Origin of the sequence: Aeromonas sp. 2692-1 (assembly GCF_013085505.1) — a bacterium.
Lineage (GTDB): Bacteria > Pseudomonadota > Gammaproteobacteria > Enterobacterales > Aeromonadaceae > Aeromonas > Aeromonas hydrophila.
The window spans coordinates 216,441-232,531 of sequence record NZ_CP038513.1 but is presented as its reverse complement, the minus strand read 5'-3'; the positions used below and the strand labels follow the sequence as shown (position 1 = coordinate 232,531).

At 59.4% G+C, this 16,091-nt stretch carries 13 protein-coding genes and 1 tRNA gene; 3 read left to right on the top strand and 11 right to left on the bottom strand.

Annotated features, from left to right (window positions below; genetic code table 11):
- Positions 1-2 precede the first annotated feature (2 nt).
- Together E5E97_RS01240 and pepA are read right to left on the bottom strand one after the other, a co-directional pair.
- Positions 3-458: a DNA polymerase III subunit chi gene (locus E5E97_RS01240; protein WP_168755755.1), complete on the bottom strand. Its 456-nt coding sequence runs from the start codon at positions 456-458 to the stop codon at positions 3-5.
- Between the two features lie 162 nt (positions 459-620).
- Positions 621-2,129, bottom strand: coding sequence for a leucyl aminopeptidase (pepA, locus tag E5E97_RS01235; RefSeq protein ID WP_011707422.1), 1,509 nt, complete (start codon positions 2,127-2,129; stop codon positions 621-623).
- A 172-nt stretch (positions 2,130-2,301) separates the two neighbouring features.
- Between pepA and lptF the strand changes: the two genes are divergently transcribed.
- Both lptF and lptG read left to right on the top strand, forming a co-directional pair.
- A complete protein-coding gene (gene lptF / locus E5E97_RS01230) occupies positions 2,302-3,414 on the top strand; it encodes an LPS export ABC transporter permease LptF (protein ID WP_005305138.1) in 1,113 nt (370 codons plus the stop codon).
- A gap of 25 nt (positions 3,415-3,439) precedes the next feature.
- On the top strand, positions 3,440-4,510 hold the full coding sequence (lptG, locus tag E5E97_RS01225) for an LPS export ABC transporter permease LptG (protein WP_011707420.1): 1,071 nt from the start codon (positions 3,440-3,442) through the stop codon (positions 4,508-4,510).
- Between the two features lie 163 nt (positions 4,511-4,673).
- On the opposite strand, the gene E5E97_RS01220 is transcribed toward lptG, so the two are convergent.
- Positions 4,674-5,195: an RDD family protein gene (locus E5E97_RS01220; RefSeq protein ID WP_171279761.1), complete on the bottom strand. Its 522-nt coding sequence runs from the start codon at positions 5,193-5,195 to the stop codon at positions 4,674-4,676.
- 143 nt (positions 5,196-5,338) lie between these two features.
- On the opposite strand from E5E97_RS01220, the gene E5E97_RS01215 reads away from it, so the two are divergent.
- A tRNA-Leu gene (locus E5E97_RS01215) sits at positions 5,339-5,424 on the top strand.
- A 762-nt stretch (positions 5,425-6,186) separates the two neighbouring features.
- Here E5E97_RS01215 and E5E97_RS01210 read toward each other — a convergent pair.
- From E5E97_RS01210 to E5E97_RS01175, 8 genes are all read right to left on the bottom strand, one after another.
- Positions 6,187-7,797, bottom strand: a complete 1,611-nt coding sequence (locus E5E97_RS01210) for a hypothetical protein (protein ID WP_171279760.1) — start codon at positions 7,795-7,797, stop codon at positions 6,187-6,189.
- A complete protein-coding gene (locus E5E97_RS01205; RefSeq protein WP_171279759.1) occupies positions 7,794-8,354 on the bottom strand; it encodes a hypothetical protein in 561 nt (186 codons plus the stop codon). Before E5E97_RS01205 ends, E5E97_RS01210 begins: the two co-directional genes overlap by 4 nt.
- On the bottom strand, positions 8,351-8,851 hold the full coding sequence (locus E5E97_RS01200) for a hypothetical protein (RefSeq protein ID WP_253265135.1): 501 nt from the start codon (positions 8,849-8,851) through the stop codon (positions 8,351-8,353). Before E5E97_RS01200 ends, E5E97_RS01205 begins: the two co-directional genes overlap by 4 nt.
- Before the next feature lie 148 nt (positions 8,852-8,999).
- The gene (locus E5E97_RS23455; protein ID WP_253265134.1) at positions 9,000-12,068 is read right to left on the bottom strand and encodes a phage tail protein; all 3,069 of its coding nucleotides are present in this window, start codon (positions 12,066-12,068) and stop codon (positions 9,000-9,002) included.
- Complete coding sequence (locus tag E5E97_RS01190; RefSeq protein WP_171279758.1) at positions 12,068-12,748, bottom strand: phage tail protein; 681 nt, start codon at positions 12,746-12,748, stop codon at positions 12,068-12,070. Before E5E97_RS01190 ends, E5E97_RS23455 begins: the two co-directional genes overlap by 1 nt.
- Positions 12,741-13,928 carry a baseplate J/gp47 family protein gene (locus E5E97_RS01185; RefSeq protein ID WP_171279757.1) on the bottom strand — a complete coding sequence of 396 codons (1,188 nt, stop codon included), beginning with the start codon at positions 13,926-13,928 and terminating at the stop codon, positions 12,741-12,743. The genes E5E97_RS01190 and E5E97_RS01185 overlap by 8 nt, the downstream gene beginning before the upstream one ends.
- Positions 13,925-14,248, bottom strand: coding sequence for a DUF2590 family protein (locus tag E5E97_RS01180; RefSeq protein WP_016352032.1), 324 nt, complete (start codon positions 14,246-14,248; stop codon positions 13,925-13,927). The genes E5E97_RS01185 and E5E97_RS01180 overlap by 4 nt, the downstream gene beginning before the upstream one ends.
- Complete coding sequence (locus E5E97_RS01175) at positions 14,248-16,017, bottom strand: phage tail tape measure protein (RefSeq protein ID WP_171279756.1); 1,770 nt, start codon at positions 16,015-16,017, stop codon at positions 14,248-14,250. Before E5E97_RS01175 ends, E5E97_RS01180 begins: the two co-directional genes overlap by 1 nt.
- Positions 16,018-16,091 lie beyond the last annotated feature (74 nt).

Genomic DNA, 16,091 nt, shown 5'->3' with positions numbered 1-16,091 from the left:
AGTCAGGGCTGCGCCAGATCCGGTGCGGCAAGGACGGGCTGATCCCTCATCTCGAGGGCATGGCCTGCCTGGCGATAGTGCTTGTAGCGCTCGCGGGCTTGCTGCTTTTGTGTTTCGTCAGTGGGGACAAAATCTACCACTTGAGCGAAGTGTCCTGCAAACAAAGGTGTCTGTTTGGCCAGATTGATGAGGCGGGCATAGCGCCGGCGTGGCGGCTGGTGGCCGATCTCCACCGGTGCCTGACCGCTTTCGCCCTGCAGCTGGTGCGGCACGAAGCGCTCCGGCGGCAGCTGCCACAGCAGCTCGTCGAGGCGCAGAGCCTGCGCTTCGTCGTCGCACAGCAGGTAGAGATGGCCCGCCCCCCAGCTATCGGCTACGAGCTGGCAGGCGAGGAGTTCGACGGCCGAAGCCTGCGCGTCATCCTGCTCGCTCATCAGGTAAAAGGTCACTTGGCTCATCAGGTTGATCCCGTTTGCGGTGACGGACTATTGACCGCCGGTAAGGACGGGCAGGGGATATTCCTGCCAACCCTCAATGAAACAAGGAAGAGGCGGGCCTCTTCCTTGTGATTCAGGGTAACGCCATCCCGTTTGATGCACGTATCGAACGGGATAAAAGGGTTACTCCTTCTCTTCGATGACCACCCCTGACCGGTTCAGCAGGAACTGGGTCAGCAGGGGCACCGGACGCCCGGTGGAGCCTTTCTCCTTGCCACTCTTCCAGGCGGTCCCGGCGATATCCAGGTGGGCCCAGTTGTACTTCTTGGTGAAGCGTGACAGGAAGGCGGCGGCGGTGATGGTACCGGCCGGGCGGCCGCCTATGTTGGCCATGTCGGCAAACGGACTCTCCAGCTGTTCCTGATACTCGTCGAACAGCGGCAGACGCCAGGCGCGATCACCCGCCTGCTCGGAGGCATTGAGCAGCTCGTGGGCCAGCGGGTTGTGGTTGGCCAAGAGCCCCGTGGTGTGGTGACCCAGCGCAATGATGCAGGCACCGGTCAGGGTGGCCACGTCGATCACGGTTTCCGGATCAAAACGATCCACGTAGGTCAGCGCATCGCACAGCACCAGGCGGCCTTCCGCATCGGTGTTGAGCACTTCGATGGTCTGGCCGGACATGGAGGTGAGGATGTCACCCGGGCGATAGGCGTTGCCACCTGGCATGTTCTCGCAGCCCGCCAGCACGCCGATGACGTTGATGGGCAGCTGCAGCTGGGCCAGGGCGTGCATGGTACCGAGCACGGAGGCGGCGCCACCCATGTCGTACTTCATCTCGTCCATGCCCTCGGCCGGCTTGATGGAGATGCCGCCGGAGTCGAAGGTCAGTCCCTTGCCGACCAGCACGATGGGCTTGGCATCCGGATGACCCTTGTACTCGATGATGGCCATCATAGCTTCGTTGTCGGAGCCGCGGGCCACCGCCAGATAGGAGTTCATGCCGAGCTCGGCCATCTCCTGCTCGCCGATCACCTTGGTGGTGATGTTGTCGAAGGCATCGGCCAGACGACGGGCCTGGGAGGCGAGATAGGCCGGATTGCAGACATTGGGCGGCATGTTGGCCACGTCGCGACAGACGCGCACCCCTTTCGCCACGGCCAGACCGTGGGCGATGGCTTTTTCACCAATGGTCAGTTCCCGACGCGTCGGCACGTTGAATACCAGCTTGCGCAGCGGACGGCGCGGCTCGGCCTTGTTGGTCTTGAACTGGTCGAAACTGTAGAGGCCCGCCTTGGTGGTTTCCACCGCCTGGCGCACCTTCCAATAGGTATCCCGTCCCTTGACGTGCAGCTCGGTCAGGAAGCAGACCGCCTCCATGGAGCCGGTTTCGTTGAGGGTGGTGATGGTCTTGTTGATGATCTGCTTGTACTGGCGTTCGTCGAGTTCCCGCTCCTTGCCGCAACCGACCAGCAGCACGCGCTCGCTGAGCACGCCCGGTACTTGATGCAGCAACAGCATCTGGCCTGGTTTCCCTTCCAGGTCGCCACGGCGCAGCAGCGAACTGATGTAGCCATCGCTGATCTTGTCCAGTTGTTCGGCAACCGGAGAGAGGCGACGCGGCTCGAATACGCCGACCACGACGCAGGCACTGCGTTGCTTCTCAGGACTGCCACTCTTTACACTGAACTCCATGGAATCTCCTACATCCTAAAGACAAAAGGCACCTTTTATTGAATAATGCGGTGCTTGTTGGGGTATCAGAGGCGGAGCGAACAGGCACTGGCTCCGCAGTTCAAACTGGTAAAAATCCAATATACGGCCCTATTTTTCAGGCATTCGACTAAAAACACAAGTTTACTTGGGAATGACTGTGATCGTTTTCCGATATTTGTTCAGGGAAACCCTGAAAACCCAGCTGGCGGTATTATTCGTGCTGCTGCTCATCTTCGTCAGCCAGCAATTCATCCAGATCATCGGCGATGCCGCCGATGGTGAGGTGCCGACGCGCCTGGTCTCCACCCTGCTGCTGCTCAACCTGCCCAACATGGCTCTGTTGATGCTGCCCATCAGCCTGTTTTTGGCCATCTTGTTCGCTCACGGGCGCCTCTACGCCGAAAGCGAAATGACGGTGATGCATGCGGTGGGCTTCAGCCACCGTTTCGTGATGCGCAGCGCCATGGTGCTGGCCTTGCTGACGGCGGCCGTTGCCGCCTTCAACACCGGCTGGGTGGCCCCGCAGGCCAAGGAGCGCGAGTACCAGGTGATCGACGAGTTCAAGGCCGATCCGGGTATCTCTTTCCTGCAGGCCGGCCGCTTCATGGAGCTCGACAAGGGGCGCCTGGTGGCTTACATCCAGGACCTCAACGACAAGGGCTCCAAACTGCAGAAAATCTTCGTGTTGCAGCGCTCCCAGGACGGCAAGCCGCCGTCGGTGGTGGTGGCGACCGAAGGGGTGGTCACGGTCGACAGCAACGGTCTGCAGTGGCTGACCCTGAAGGATGGCTCCCGCTACGAGGGGCACTTCAATACCCGCCAGTTCCAGATCTCCGAGTTCGACGAGTACAGCCTGGTGATCCGCCAGCAGGAGATGGAGCGCTCCAACCGCAAGGCGGCGGCCAAGCCGACCATGGAGCTGCTGGGTACCCAGGACAACCAGCTGATGGCCGAATTGCAGTGGCGCCTGTCGCTGCCGCTCTCCATTCTGGTGCTGACCTTCCTGGTGGTGCCGCTGGCGCGGGTCAACCCCCGTCAGGGCCGCTATGCCAAGCTGTTGCCGGCCATCCTGCTCTATCTCTCCTACTTCCTGCTGCTCAGTGCCGCCCGCTCTGCCATCGACAGCGGCCGGCTGCCGCACTGGCCCGGCATGTTCCTGGTGCCGCTGGTCTATCTGCTGCTGATCGGGTTGCCGCTCAACCTGCAGGGCACCAGCTGGTGGAACGGGGTCAAGACCCTCTATTTCAAGAGAAAATCGGCATGATGTTGCCATCTGGGAGTCTCTACTGATGTTTGGCATTCTCGATAGGTATATCGGCCGGGTTATTTTCATGTCGGTCCTGCTGTGCGAACTGACCCTGGTCGGGTTGGCGGCGCTCATCAAGTACGTGGAGCAGCTGAAGTCGGTGGGAGAAGGCAACTACGACATGCTCAGTGCCCTCTACTATGTGCTGCTCTCCATGCCGAAAGAGGCGGTGCTCTTCTTCCCGCTGGCGGCCCTGCTGGGTGGCCTCATCGGTCTGGGCCAGCTGGCGACCAGCTCCGAGCTGGTGGTGATGCAGGCGGCGGGCCGCTCCAAGATCAGCATAGTGATGGCGGCGCTCAAGACCGCCATCCCGTTGATGATCCTGGTGGGGCTGATGGGGGAGTACGTGGCCCCCATCGCCAAGCGGATGGCGGACGACATCAAGGCGGGTGCCCTGTCTGAGGGGCGGCTGACCGTATCGGCTTACGGGGTGTGGGCCCGCGATGGCAACAACTTCGTCAATATCAACGGGGTGCGCAACGATGGCGCGCTGACTGGCATCACCCTTTACCGTTTCACCCCGGAGCGCAAGCTGATCGATATCCTGCAGGCGCAGGAAGGGGTGTTCGAGCAGCATCACTGGCTGCTCAAGCAGGTACAGGTGACCCGCTTCGATGACCCCAGGCAGATCATGAGCGAAACTCAGCCCCAGATGGAGTGGAGCTCAGAGCTCACGCCCAAACAGCTGGGGGTGGTGAGCATCGATCCCGAAAACCTGCCGGTGGCGGGACTGCTGGATTACATCGGCTATCTGGATGCCAACAAGCAGGATGCCGGGCGCTACAAGCTGGAGATGTGGCGCAAGCTGCTGTCACCGCTCTCGGTGGTGGCCATGATCCTGCTGGCCTCCTCCTTCATCTTCGGCCCGCTGCGCTCGGTCAGCATGGGGGCGCGGATGCTGATGGGGATCATGACCGGCTTTGCCGTCTACGTCAGCGATCGGGTGTTCGGCCCCATCAGCCTGGTGTATGCGGTACCGCCGATCCTGGCGGCCATCGCGCCGAGCCTGCTGTTTGGCGGTATCTCCTTCTATATCCTGAGCCGCAAGCAGTAGCGGCCTGAAGGGCAGTGGCGCTGCTGACAAAAGGCGCGGCCATCGCTCCTGCATCACTGCTGTTTGGCGGTATTTCCTTCTATATCCTGAGCCGCAAGCAGTAAGCGTGTCGGCCAGCAAAAAGGGCACCCTCGGGGTGCCCTTTTTCGTTGCTGCCACAGGATCAGCGATTGAGCTGTTCAAGGTTCTCCTGTTTGCCGAGCACCACCACTTCGCATTCGGACCAGATGTCCTGAAATGCACGGGGTGACTTGTGGTTGAACAGGCAGAGCAGGTTGCCGAGACCGAAGGCCGCCGTGGCCAGCCGGATCAGGGCCTGGGTGATGCGAATGTTGCTGCCGTCGGCATTCTGAATGCGCAGACGCCAGGCCCGCATGCCGATGGTCTGACCGGCACGGGTCCAGAACCAGGTGTAGAAACCGCAGATGACGAAGGCGAGCCAGGCGCTGTAGATGGGGCTGGTCAGCAGCCAGGCGGCGTCCTTGCCTTCGGGCACGGTCGCCATGCCGGTTGCCAGCAGCAAGTGTGCCACCCCCATCCCGATAAAGCCGGCGATGATCAGCAATGAGATGACCACCAGATAGTCATAGAGCAGGGCGCCGAGCCGGCGCAGCAGGCCGGCAGAAGGGTAGCGCGCAGTCGCGGGAGGGGTCGGTGTCGGTTGGACGGATTTACGCTTGGCCATCGTTTTTATTCCATTAATATGATGCGGGCATTCTATGTAACTGACCCAGCCTCGGCAAGGCGTTGAATAAATGAGCAAACGACTGTGAGAGCAAGAAAAACACCTTGCATGCCCAAGCGCCATTCGTATAATCCCTCGCAGTTGCCCGGGTGGCGAAATCGGTAGACGCAGCGGATTCAAAATCCGCCGATGAATAATCGTGTCGGTTCGAGTCCGACCCCGGGCACCATTTAGAATTCAATGACTTAAGGCCACCCAAGCGGGTGGCCTTAAGCTTTTCTGGCTCCCCAAAATGGCCATGTGTCCATATCGTGTCCACCGAGGTTTAGATGATCGGTGTCTTGGTGTGTCCACATCGATAGCCGCTCCGGCAAGCGTGACCGGACACAAACAATAAAAAACCTCTTTTCCGTGGCGCACTCGCCGCAGCTTCCGCCCCGCTCAGTGCCGCTTCAAAATTTCAGTTTCCATAATCCCTCGAATTGAACCTAACCAACTGAAACAAAAGATATTTAGCGAACCAGACCGCGCACTACGAGCTCCCCCGAGATCGTCCCAATCCCCACGGAAAACACGCACACCACAGCAAAATCAACAACTTACATTTTTTCGCCTGCTGAAATCCGGTGGCGATAACTGCAAAACAGTGAAAAAAAGATCCTTCTTTGCAGATCCTCAGCGCGACCCAGATCCTTTGTCTGGCGCGGCCTGGGCATATGGTTTTGCGGTAATCCACTTTTGCAAAAAATTTATTTGATGAGCCGCGCAGGCGGGAGCGGAAGAGCGCGGATTCCGTGACGCAGACGCCGCCGTGGGCTTCTCCGCCACGCGCTGGCGGCTGTGCGCGGCCCTGTGCTTCACGTATGCTGTGCGCCTGCCTGATGGTGCCCCTAACATGCGGCGCCCTTCCCTGGCCATGCTCAGGCGCTGTCAGGCAGATAGAAGAAGGCCCCGCAGATGCGGGGCCTTCTTTGCTTGGTTGCTTGGTGGGTTACTCGATGATGGCGGCGAGGGTTCCGGCCAGTTGCCCAGCCTGCTGGCTCTGGCCGGTGAATGTCTCGGCATTGGTTGGCCCTGGCCCGCCGTGGTTGTGGCTCGCGGCTGTGGCGGCCAGCTGCTCCACTACTGTCATCAGTTGGTTTAGCAGGCGGAATATGTTGGTTCCCTCGGTACCCATCCACGACTTTGGCGCCTCGAAGTGCTGGAGCTCACCTGCCAGTGCCCGGCGAACCAGCGCGATATCCTCTTCCAGATTGCCGCCGGTGGTGGTGCTCATGTTGCCAGCGCTGCCCAGGATCATATCCTCAGCTGTCAGCAGCTCGATATCCCCGAGCGCCTCAATGCGCTTCATGGCCCCAATCTCTTCCACGCTGTTGGCCAAGACAGTCATCTGGTGCTGGCCGAACTCGCCCAGGTACTCGTCTGCCTCGCGGATCATCCGCAGCGCCTTGTCGTGCTGTCGGCGGTCAGTGTGTCTGGTTTGGTTGCCCACAGTATCGGTGCGGCTGAACACTTCGGCTCGTTGCTGTTGCAGCTGCTCGCCCGGCTCGATATCCGGCAGCGCCCAACCAGTGCCCAGGATAGTACGGATAAAGGGTCGATCGGCGCGACCGAAGGCAAACCCCAGCTCGACCAGCGTTCCTTCGACAGGGAACTGCAGCAGCCCCTGCTCAGGCCCGCCGAACATCACCGGCAGCGGCACGGCGCGATAGAGCGGCGCCTGTTCATCCGGCTTGCCATCCTCGCCCAGCAGCTGCACATCCACCGCATAGCGCGGGCGGAATGGATCATTGAGCTGGCCAGCGGCCGCCCTGTCGCTGATTGCCTCGACCCGGCCGAACTTGGGCAGGTGCATCTTGTCGGCCAGCTCGGGGAACTCCCCCTCCATCTTGCGGCGCTCTGGCGACTTGACCGGTTTATCCGGGGTGGCGGTGGTGAGCGTCATCTCATCACCCTTGAGGCGCACCCGCACCACCCGCTGACCGTTGACGATGGCCCCCGGGCGCATGGCCGGGATCGGCGCGGTGGTGATGGTGTTGCCAGCCTGACGTGCAGAGAAGGCCGGATCAAGCTCGACCGGCCGACCCGCCCAACGGCTATGGGCATGACTGCCCACGAAGATGGCGCCATCCGGCTGTTGATACCAGATGAAATCCGGTACCGAGAATGCGCGGCCCGCGTTGTTCAGCAACTGATAACCGGTTCCCGCGCTGGTGAAGTTGGGGATCTGGGTGTCGGTGTAGTCCACCCCATCAGGCAGCAGGAAGGTGAGGCTGGTTTGTTCAGACAACCACGCCAGCACGCTGCGCAAGGTGGGGTGCTGGATGCTGATAGGGAACCGGCTACCCAATACCCCCGCCAGTTCACGACACATCAGCTTGCTGGCCCCGTTGGCGGCTGGTTGCACATCATAGACATAGCCGGTGAACCAGCGGCGCAGCTGGCTGTTATAGCCAATGTCCACGGTCATCACCTGCCCCTTGCTCGCGGCCCCCTCAATGGTCATCGAGGCGCGGCCACCGACTGACAAGTCCAGCACCATGTCATGGTCTACCAGGTGACGCTGCTCGCCACCTACCGTCATATTGGTCGCAAGTTTCACGCCATTACATCTCCCAGCTTGTCATCCAGCCCCTTGACCATCCTTTCCCATGAGCTCAACTGCTCTTGCTCGGTAGTGGCTGTGGTGCTGGGGGTATTGGCTGTCGATGCGTTCTCGGCTCCCTGCCCGACAGTCACTTTTGGCTTGGGCTGGCGCTGCTCGCGCTTCTCCGGTACCGAGTTATGTTCGCGCAAGGTGAATTGCACCTGCCACGCCAACAGACCCTCCTGCTCGCTGGCGGTGATGCGCCCCGCGAACTTGGCCTGGCGCACCTTCACGCCTTTGGCCAGCAGCGAACCGACCCGATAGATATGGCGCTGTCCGCCGTCTTGCTTGGCTGCGGCCAGCTCAAACAGCCGGTTCAGGGTCTGCTCATCGTTGAACGGCACCAAACCAGATACATCGAGCTCCTTGGCCTTCTCCCCCTGCTCCGAGCTGCTGGTCGAGCTGGTTTGGCCGCTGTTGTCCTTGTCCTGAAACTGCATCGATGCCGAGATCCGCATCGACTTCATCACAATGGGCTCACCGTCCAGGGTGAGCATGGCTGTCCGGCTCATTGGGTTAACTCCTGCCAGTAGGTGAGCGGCTCTGTTGAGAGCAGCATGGCGCCAACGGCATGGCTGTGATCCGGGTGATCGCTCCCCTGCAACTGGGCGGCAAGGCTCGCCGGATCGCCATAACCGTGCCAGCTCCACAGCTTTCCGGACAAGCTCGGCTTGGTGGCCAGCTCTGCGTCCAGTTCTGCGATGCGGGCGGTGCGCTTGTTGGTCAGCGCTGCCAGCTTGGCGCGGGTGCTGTCCGGTGATGGCGTATTGTCCTCGCTCTGCTGCATGGCATCGCGAGCGGCAGAGACCTGCATGTGACGACGCAGCGGATCCCAGATCAGCGTGTCGTCCGCCTTCCAGCGAGGCACCATGGCCGCAGCTGGTTGTGCCATCAGGTCGTTCTCTGCGGTGAGGCGGCGTAGGGTGGCGCACCACTCAGGCAGTGGCAGTACGGCGCAGACCTCGGCTAACTTGGCGGCCAGTTCCTGTTCGCTGGTTGCTGTCACCATCCAAGCGACGGCATGGAGCTGGCCTGCAGGAAGATGGGGATCAGCCCCATCCTGAAGTTTGGCGACTATTATTTTTATGGTGTTCTGCTGTTGCCCGACTCTATTTTGATATGGTGCAACTGTTAAACAGCTGCCTAATGGCAAACTTTCATTTACCAGCATCAATATTTCCCAGCCTCTTTTCGATTAAATCCAATCTATCCAATATCACGCCAACAGCTGTCGATATCATTGGAATAGACTGTTCATAAGCAAGCGACTGAACGTCACATCCACCATTTACTAAGTGGTCCTGGTAAATACCAAAATCAATACCGAGTTCATCCATCAACCGCTTTACTTGTTGTGTCAGATACCCTGCATGGTCACGCTTACGGGTCTTACTTCCATCTTTTGGGATTGGCTTTAAGCGAGCTTCAAAAATCGGCATAGCTTTTTCGTCAATGCCTACTTGTACAAACTCCTCTTCGAAGTAGTCATCACGTAGGTCCATTTTGTAGAACCACGCCTCCAATCCTCTTACAAACTTAACTGCCAACTCTCCCGGTATTCTACGCTGCAGGCTCTTGTCTCTCTCATCGGATCGGATTTGCAGCGGGGCGAAAGCGTAAGGGGTGGTAGCCGAGTCACCGAGCTGGAGCTGGTTATCGCCAGAAACCTTGGAGTTGGCGCCAAGCCCCGTAACGTTGGTCAGGTTAGTGGCTGGCGTTCCGTCCTGCATAAATCGCAACGACATATGCCCATACCCTGATATTTTCGTTCCCGATTCCAGGAAAAAGCCGGATCCCCAACCATGTAACGTGGCTGCCGTACCGTTAAATACCTTTCCTGTGCTGTATCCATTAAAAGCGCACTCCTGCATGGATGTGGCAAGCTCACCGGAACGAGCACCGCAGAGTGAGTTCCAGCGACTTGGCGTGCGCGTGGTTGCTGTCTCTACTTTGGTAATTTCAATGTTGCCAGAACCAGAGAATGCAACGGGACAGGTGAATGTGAACTGGTCAGCCGTGGGGGCAGTGACCACCACAACATCAACCGCGTCCGATAGCACCAAGGGGCCTGTAGTTGCCCGCAACCGCACACGGTTACCAACAACTGCGGATACTCCAGTTGCTTTGACAGTTACAGCGGTCCCGCTCACCGTGTATGTCCCAGTGCGAACAGTGAGATCTAATACCTTATTTGCATTAGACAGGTCAGAGTCAAGTAATCTACCGGCTCCAGCGCCTCCGAAATAGTTTCCATCAGCTTTCTTGATGTTCTGGCCAGCGCTAACGCCGATTGCAGTATCTTCTGCGCCATCACAAAGAGATAGAGTGTCGGCGCCATATGCTGTAATGCCATCGGCTGTTACAGGTGTCGGGTTGGTTATCTCTCCTGTCCAATCAATCGGGCAATATGACGATACCGCATTAGCGCCAGTCGCAGTTACCTTAATTGATGTGGTAACTGCCTGAGCTGTGTTTCTACCAAGTCCTACACCACGGTTTGCCGTTGTGGCGAACCGGAATGAATTGCTCATAATCGCCAGCATTCTCGTACCGGGAAAAGGTCCGTAGTCTGGGCTTTCTGATTCGATGAACTTGAGGGTATCCTCACCGATGCCGATATTATCCCTCAGCGTTATCCCCTCTGACATCGAGCCAGGTCCCCATGCCATAGCCTTTTTAACTCTGGTGGCGCTACCCATTGCCCCAGGCCCCATGGCGGCGACAAACCCGTCAGGACCAATATCATAATCATCTGCCAGCGATGCCAGAGCCCCTTCTCCACTAACAATGCGTCCAGATCCAAACTTTGGGGCGGTGTCGAACACGGCTTTGAACGTACTTGAACCAACCTTAAAATATCCGTTGGCGTAACGGTTACCTGTTGGTATAGCTGCAACAAGGTATGTCTTGCTCATCAGGTCAACGACTTGACCTGAGAAGGACGCCTCTAGCGCATCGAATGCTGCTTGGTCGTTCGTTTTTGCATCACCAACCGCCCCTTTATCCATTGGGGTTATACGCTCTTGCAGTTTACTCCCCACTGTTCTGGCATATGAGCCTGAACCAGCTTGTTCAAAACCAATTCTTTTGCTTCCGCCAGCTTCAGCCATCTTGTAATTAAGAGTTTCGCTACTGACTTCCTTCCATAGGTTATTTACTAAACCATTCGAGGTCCCTGGAGTAGAGTCCTCATCAATACTCTTCGGCAGCTCCCCCATCCATGCATAAACCTGCGTTCCATCTTTGCTCAGAAGCACCTGATTGGCTTTTTCAATAACATTCTTGGTGCCGAACTGGCCTATCAGGTCATAATCTGCCTCAGCCATCGATCGCTTCCACAGGGCGAAGGTGTCAGGGATTGAACCAGCCCCACCACTGCCACCTCCTGCACTACCTCGGCCATCCTCGATAGTTCCATCTGCCAGCACGGTGGCGAGCTTGGCCACATAGTGCTGATAGCCGTTGCTGTCCACATGGTCGGTCAGATCCGCCACGCTGGTGATGATGGTGAAGTGGTTCTGGTGTTCTGAGAGCAGCGAACCTGCACGATGTACATCAACCCAGACGCCGATCGGCTTGGTGCCCGGGTGGATTACCTCTGGCGCTTTCAGTTCGACCCGCAGGCCGCCTACGATAGCCACGCCCTTGGTGACCTGATAGGCGCCATCCTTCTCGACCACCTTGAAGCCGTCACCGATAAATGTGTGATGACCATATAGCTGGCTTGCAAGCTGGCGCAGGTCTTCATCCATCCCGCGCAGGCTGGCGGCATAGTCAATCTGCCACGTTCCTGCATCTACATGGGTGAGGGTGGCCTCGGCGGCTTGGTCGTAACCCATCAGCATCGACTTGACCAGGGAGTTGCCGGTCTGGCCGGTGGTCTGGTCGGTCTTGAGCTTGGTCTCGCGCCCTTTGTAGACAATCATCCCGATCACGCCGTTCTGCTTGTTGCGCAGGTACATGGCGTTGAACGAGAAGTCGCCGACCGTGGTATCCATCACGATGGTGTAGGCCACCGCGTTGTTATTGATGCGGCCGCGCTGGTCCACGTTCTGGCGATGCACGATCTGGCTTTCCGGCGGCATGCCGGTCTCCGGATCAATGGGGGAAGTGATATCCAGATTGGGGATATCAGCCAGAATAAACTCATCCAGCACGACCGGTTTCTCTGCGGCCAAGCAAGACTGCCAATATTGTTCGAATGCGTTGGTAATGACCTGGCTCATCAGGACTCCTTGCGGGGCAGGGTGGCCCCAAAAACGTGTTGAATGAAATGGATTTGACCGGCGCGCAGGTAACCCTTGCAGGCTGGTTTATTGAGGGTGGCGGCGAACACCTGATGGCCCATGTCGATACGGCCGGCATGCAGATATCCCATCGCCGGATAGAGCACCTGGAAGCGGTAGCGGCGGCAGGTGCGGCCGTAGTGCTGGATCAGGGTTTCCATCAGTTGCTGGTTTTGTGTCAGGGCGCTGTCAGCCACCTCGATGGTGATAACGTCCCACGGGGTACCGTCCTGGCGTTCGTGCAGTTCGCACCAACCGATGCCAAGACGTTCAAAAATGCGCTTGAAGCCCGCCACCTCTCCCGAGTCCTGAGCGTTGATAAAGGCGAACTTGACGCGCTTGCGGAACAGGGCGAGCGGCTCCCCCTTGAAGCGGGTGATATCGCGCTCCCATGCCAGCAACGCCAGCATGGCCTCTGAACAGGTCAGCGGGTCTTGTTGCGCCAACGGCTGCAACAGCCAGCCACGCATCCGGCGCCAGAACGCCATGATGCCCTTGGCCAAGAAAGCGGGTTCCTGTACCCCATCAGCGATGGTCTTGCCGTCTTCCCACCAGGGGGCTGTGCTGTCTGGCAACTGTGGGGCTTTGTCCTGGTGGTTGAGCTCGGTTGTCTTAGTCATGGAGGAACACCTCCAGCGCATTCAGTCGCGGGATGGTGAGACCAGAGACGATATCCAGCTCGGTGAAGTGCAGGCTTTTGATCTCTGGGAATGCCTGATGGAGTTCGCGGCCCAGCTGGCTCAGTGAAAAGCGTGACTGTGGCCATGTGCGGGTCACTGCCGGGTAGTCGGCTGATTGCCGGAATGCTGCCTGGATCAGCAGCTTCACGTCGTTGACCAGCGCCAGCCGCTGCTCGGCGGCCAAGTTCTCGATCGGCCACAGCTCAAGGTGCAGGGAGTGCTCGGTTTCCGGCATGGCCATCACCTGCAGGTCATCTCCGTGGCCGTGGTTGCCCTGGTTGTTCACGTAGTCATTGAGCTTTTCGATCAAGCTGGCGGGAGTGGTACCCACCTCCAGCAGGATGAAGGCGTTGGCGGTGCCCGGCCCCCGAGGAGCATCGTGCTCGAAGAAGATGTGATCGGCGCGAATGCCTGCCACGCTGGCCAGCATGGAGCGATAGATGGCGTCGATGTGATAGCGACCCACTGCCGAGAACTGGTTCTTGATGCGCAGGCCCAGCGCATCATTGCTCTCGGCGTCTGCGCCCTGGGTGGTGATCCACTCCTTCTCTGAGTTGCGGGCAGACAGGATGCCGGTGATCGGCTTGCTCAGCAGGTTGTAATAGCCGGGGGCCAGATTCCATGCCACCCCGGCGAACTCGGCCTCGCAGACGACCCGCGCCACCGCTTCACCCGCAGGGCTCACCATCGCCTGCACCGGCTTGACGCGGTAGATGGTGCCGTTGATGCGCTCGGTGGTGACCCACACATCATCCGGGATCGTGGTGGCCTCTGCCGGGTTCACCTTGGTGAAGTTGACGATTCCCCTGGTCTTCTGGGCTGGCTTGCGGGTCAAGTCCACATCCCACGCCTTGAGATCCAGATAGCTGTCTGTCGCCGTTGCGGCAAAGCTGGCTGGCAGCACATGGCCCGCCAGCAGGATACGGATCAGCCACAGCGCCGGAGTGATGACCACGGCGCGTACCAGCCGCCAGAACGGGCTCACATCGCTGTCGTTGGTGATGAGCGAACCGGCGGCCTCCACCTCCTTCTTGAGCTCGACCTCCATGGCCTCTTCGGTTGTCGGTACCCCGCTTTTTGCCAGCAGGGCCATAAAATCCACGGTTGGGCGCAGGTTCACAGGGTTACCTCCAGATCGCCAAATTCATAAGTGCGGGCGGTGACCAGGATGCGGTCGGGTGCCTCTTCGCTGATCACGATGGTGCCGGGGATCAGCCTGGTGTCGTTCTCGACCAGCAGCTCGATTTCGGTCATCACATCGGCGCGGAGGGTGGGGCTGCGCTCGCCGATCAGCTTGCTGGCCAGCCCTGACTCCATGATCCGGTGCTTGATGTCCTGACCGATGCTGTGGCGGTCTTGGGTGTAACGGGGTTGGCCACCGGCATCCAGCTGCCATGCCCCGTCTACCACCCAGATATCGATGTACTTGGCATCACTCATCACGGGGTCTCCAGCCATGCGTTTTCGGCCATCTGCTCAGGGGTCATCGGGTTCTGGCTGGTCATGTGCACCTCACCGATGTGCAGCACCTTGGCCGGTTTCTGGTTGGCGGTGGTGGCAGCTGCGTTGGCCTGGATCAGCTGCTGGCCAAGCCCACCCGATGGGATGCTGCTCCCCCCTTCGCGATAGCGAGCGAGCGGGGCATTGATGTTGGCAGGGTTCGGCAGGTTCAGATCAGGCATCGAGCCCGCTTCAATGTTGACGCCCGGGATCATGTTCAGCTTGTCGATCAGCCAGTCGATGGACTTGCCGAGCAGCTGGAACACGCCCCAGTCAGAGAAGGTCTTTTTCAGGTCGTCCCAGTAGTAGATGACAGCTGCCACCGCGCCGATCAGCAGCACGATGCCCGCCACGATCAGGCCAATGGGGTTGGCGTACATGGCGATGTTGACCGCCAGCATGATGGCGCGGAACGACACAAGGCCCGCTTTCAGCAGGTTGAGCGGGGCAATGATGATTGACCAGGCGATACCCAGCCCCAGCGTGGCCAGCTTGGCAATACCGGCAACCAGCATCCAAGTGCCGGTAACCATGCTCAAACCCACGATGGCCAGCGCGGCATAGCTGATCAGCTTGGTCAGGTTCGGGAAGAGGTGCGTCCAGCGCAGCACGTCGTTGGCGCCATCGGCAAAGGCACCCACCACGGCATTGATGGCGGGCAGCACCACCCCGAACGCAGCGGCGCGGATGGCAAACCAGGCTTGCTCGACCCGCTGCCACTGGTCTGTCATTGCGGCGGCCATCTGCTCTGCCTTTCCCATACCATGGGTGTTGGCCAGCGCGTTGATGTTGGTGGCGAGCCCCTTGGTGTTGGTCATCAACAGCTTTACCATGCTGACCGCTTCATCAGATCCGAATGCCTTCTTGAGCTCGTCCCCTTCGGCCACGCTCAGGGTTTCGCCATAGCGGGCCTTGAGTTTGTCCAGCACGGTGAGCACCGGCAGCATGTTTCCCGCTGCATCGGTGAATTGCAGACCCAGCGCCTTCTGGGCACCGCCCACACCAGCCAGAAACGCCTTGAACTTGGTACCGGCCTCGCCGCCGCTCATGGTGGCTTGCAGCTGGCCGAGCACGGCGAACTGTTCATCCATCGAGATCCCGGCGGCGGTGGCGTTCGCCCCGATCGCCCCGAAGGCATCTGCCATGCCCTGGCCAGTGGTCTTGAACATCTGCACCGCTGTAGCGGTCTTGCCTGCCAAGTCTTCCACCCAGTTGGCCTTGCCCATCATCTTGGCCTGCTGCTCAAAGATGCCGTACATGGTGCCCATGTAGTTGGTGATGGTGGCGGTGTCGGCCTTGGTCGCCTTGGCCAAGGTGGTGGAGGCGCGGGTAAAGGCTGGCAACTCGTTACCCTCCAGCCCCGCGATCGCCGACTGGATATCGTAGGAGGAACGGACAATCTCGGTGGCCGATTCGCCGTACTTCACCGATAGGGCCAGCGCTTCGCGCCCCAACGCCCCGAGCACATCCTTTTGCACATCGAGCGAGGCCACTTCACCCAGCGCCCGATCCATTTCGATGGCTGGGCCCAGAGCAGACTGGATCGCCATGCCACCGGCGGCCACCGTGGTGGCCCCCATAGCCATGCTGCTCCAGCCCTGACGGCCTGCCTTGCTGACCTTGTCCATCTGGGCATTGATGCCAGCAAGGGGCTTGGTGACTTGATCCACCAAAGCCACCTGCATCATCAATTTTTCCATCCAGGCCATAGGTCGTTATCCGTTGAATGCTTTGGCGATGCCCTCTGCCACGGCGGCGGCGTTGGACTCTCTTACGTGCTTGT

Excerpts from the sequence above, each read along its gene's own strand:
- E5E97_RS01200 (WP_253265135.1), bottom strand. The coding sequence starts at position 8,851 with ATGGTGACAGCAACCAGCGAACAGGAACTGGCCGCCAAGTTAGCCGAG.
- pepA (WP_011707422.1), bottom strand. The coding sequence starts at position 2,129 with ATGGAGTTCAGTGTAAAGAGTGGCAGTCCTGAGAAGCAACGCAGTGCC.
- E5E97_RS01220 (WP_171279761.1), bottom strand. The coding sequence starts at position 5,195 with ATGGCCAAGCGTAAATCCGTCCAACCGACACCGACCCCTCCCGCGACT.
- E5E97_RS01180 (WP_016352032.1), bottom strand. The coding sequence starts at position 14,248 with ATGAGTGATGCCAAGTACATCGATATCTGGGTGGTAGACGGGGCATGG.
- lptG (WP_011707420.1), top strand. The coding sequence starts at position 3,440 with ATGTTTGGCATTCTCGATAGGTATATCGGCCGGGTTATTTTCATGTCG.
- E5E97_RS23455 (WP_253265134.1), bottom strand. The coding sequence starts at position 12,068 with ATGAGCCAGGTCATTACCAACGCATTCGAACAATATTGGCAGTCTTGC.
- E5E97_RS01205 (WP_171279759.1), bottom strand. The coding sequence starts at position 8,354 with ATGAGCCGGACAGCCATGCTCACCCTGGACGGTGAGCCCATTGTGATG.
- E5E97_RS01175 (WP_171279756.1), bottom strand. The coding sequence starts at position 16,017 with ATGGCCTGGATGGAAAAATTGATGATGCAGGTGGCTTTGGTGGATCAA.
- E5E97_RS01240 (WP_168755755.1), bottom strand. The coding sequence starts at position 458 with ATGAGCCAAGTGACCTTTTACCTGATGAGCGAGCAGGATGACGCGCAG.
- E5E97_RS01190 (WP_171279758.1), bottom strand. The coding sequence starts at position 12,748 with ATGACTAAGACAACCGAGCTCAACCACCAGGACAAAGCCCCACAGTTG.
- lptF (WP_005305138.1), top strand. The coding sequence starts at position 2,302 with ATGACTGTGATCGTTTTCCGATATTTGTTCAGGGAAACCCTGAAAACC.